This window comes from Ilumatobacter sp., assembly GCF_049588435.1.
GTDB lineage: Bacteria > Actinomycetota > Acidimicrobiia > Acidimicrobiales > Ilumatobacteraceae > Ilumatobacter_A.
This window is the reverse complement of sequence record NZ_JBAVYV010000179.1, coordinates 1-2,228: the sequence shown is the minus strand read 5'-3', so window position 1 is coordinate 2,228 and position 2,228 is coordinate 1. Positions and strand designations below refer to the sequence as shown.

Annotated in this window: 2 protein-coding genes; one reads left to right on the top strand and one right to left on the bottom strand. The window is 63.7% G+C overall.

Features of this window, described 5'->3' with window-relative positions; genetic code table 11:
• Nucleotides 1-95: 95 nt before the first annotated feature.
• A complete protein-coding gene (locus tag WBV89_RS06500; RefSeq protein WP_423980518.1) occupies nt 96-1,595 on the bottom strand; it encodes an arylsulfatase in 1,500 nt (499 codons plus the stop codon).
• Between the two features lie 210 nt (nt 1,596-1,805).
• Here WBV89_RS06500 and WBV89_RS06495 point away from each other — a divergent pair.
• A partial coding sequence (locus tag WBV89_RS06495; protein WP_423980517.1) for a GAP family protein occupies nt 1,806-2,228 on the top strand: 423 nt, incomplete at its 3' end.

Sequence of the window (2,228 nt, the reverse complement as noted above, 5' to 3'; positions counted from 1 at the left end):
GCTCAGCGCACGGAGCGTGCGGAGATCGTCGACGGGCGGCGGATACGGATGTTCTTCGTAGAAGTCCGCGATCGGATCGTCGTGGACCACTCGGGTCACGCGCTGGTGGCGCCGGCCTGCAACTTCTCCATCACCTTCTCGATGTTGAACGACGCCGGCTCCTGTCGAGGCGGGAATTCGCGCAAGCTCTCGAGCATCTGCGCGACGTAGGTCTGGGCCGGCACGAGCAGGAAGACGTGATCGAGCATCCAGTCGTAGTACGTGTTCGACGTGATGTCGGCGCGTTCGAACGGATCGGTCTTGAGGTTGAAGATCTTCGGCACCCTCAATTCGGTGTACGGCTCCATCCACACCTGCAGCGTTCCGGCAGCGCGTTGCTCGAGGAACACGACCTTCCAGTTGTCGAAGCGCAATGCCGTGAGGTCGCCGTCGTCGGAGACGTAGAAGAAGTGGTGCCGCGCGCTCTCGTCGGACTCGCCCGTGATGTAGGCGAGCTGATCCTGCCCGTCGAGATGCACCTTGAAGTCCGCACCGTTCAGTTCGGTGCCCTCCTTCAAGTTCTCGGCAATGTCGGTGTTGCCGGCAGCGGCGAGGAGGGTCGGGAACCAGTCGTTGTGGCTGACGATGCCGTTGAGCACGCTGCCTGCCGGGATGTGTCCGGGCCAGCGGACCATCGCGGGAACGCGGTATGCGCCCTCCCAGTTCGAGTTCTTCTCGTTGCGGAACGGGGTCATCCCGGCGTCGGGCCACGAGTTCATGTGGGGACCGTTGTCGGTCGAGTACATCACGATCGTGTTGTCGGCGATGCCGAGTTCGTCGAGGAGGTCGAGCATTCCGCCGACGACATCGTCGTGATCCATCATCGTGTCGTGGTACTCGGACTGCCACCGACCGGCGCGACCGCGGCTCTCGGGCTTTCCGTGTGTGCGGAAGTGCATGTGCGACGTGTTGAACCACACGAAGAACGGGTTGTCCTCGTCGGCCTGACGCTTGATGAAGTCCGTGGCGGCGGCACTGAACTCGTCGTCGACGGTTTCCATCCGCTTCTTGGTGAGCGGGCCGGTGTCCTCGATCCGCTGCGTGCCGTCGTCGTTCGCCCACGACTTGATCACGCCACGCGGTCCGAAGCGCTCGTTGAAGTTCGGGAACTCCTCCTCGGTCGGGTAGTCGCGGAGTTCGGGCTCCTCCTCGGCGTTGAGGTGGTACAGGTTGCCGAAGAACTCGTCGAAGCCGTGCGACGTGGGGAGGTGCTCGTCGCGGTCACCGAAGTGGTTCTTGCCGAACTGGCCGGTCGCGTATCCCTCGGCCTTGAGAGCGGTTGCGATCGTCGGGTCCTCGGCCTGCAGACCGATTCGGGCGCCGGGCATGCCGACCTTGGTCAGTCCTGTGCGGTACGGGTTCTGACCGGTGATGAACGCAGCGCGTCCGGCGGTGCAGCTCTGCTCGCCGTAGTAGTCGGTGAAGCGCACACCTTCGTTGGCGATGCGATCGATGTTCGGCGTGCGGTATCCCATCATCCCGTCGCTGTAACAGCTCAGGTTGGTGATCCCGATGTCGTCACCCCAGATGATCAGGATGTTCGGCTTGTCGGCCATGGAGGTCTCCTCGTGGTGGATTGGTGGTGGGAAATTGGTGGTGGCGCGAAAGGTGCCAATAGTAGATCAGCGACACACGCGCCGACCCCTTGGCGCACGAGGCCGGCGCGAGGATCCGCCGCTCAGTCGACGGCGAACACACAGCAGGATGTCGTCGGTGGCACGACTCACCGGGCATCATGTGACACGGAACCACAACGGAGGACATGAATGGGTGCAGCAATCGGTCAGATCCTCGGGAGCGCGGTCGGCGTCGCGATCAGCCCCGTCCCGATCATCGCGGTGATCTTGATGTTGTTCTCGCGTGCCGCGGGACGCAACAGCGTCTCGTTCTTGGTCGGGTGGATCGCCGGGCTCGTTCTGGCGTCCGCGATCGTGCTGTCGATCGGGCTCGACTCGTCGGGTGACCCGTCCGATACGAGCGGAGTCATCAAGGTGTTGATCGGCGTGCTGTTCCTCGTGCTCGGCGTCAAGCAGTGGACGAGCCGACCGCGTGACGGTGCCGAGCCCGAGATGCCCGCGTGGATGGCCTCGATCGATGATCTCGCCGCGCCCAAGGCGTTCGGTCTCGGTCTGCTTCTCTCCGGGGTCAACCCGAAGAACCTCGGCCTCACGATCGCAGCGAGCGCCAGC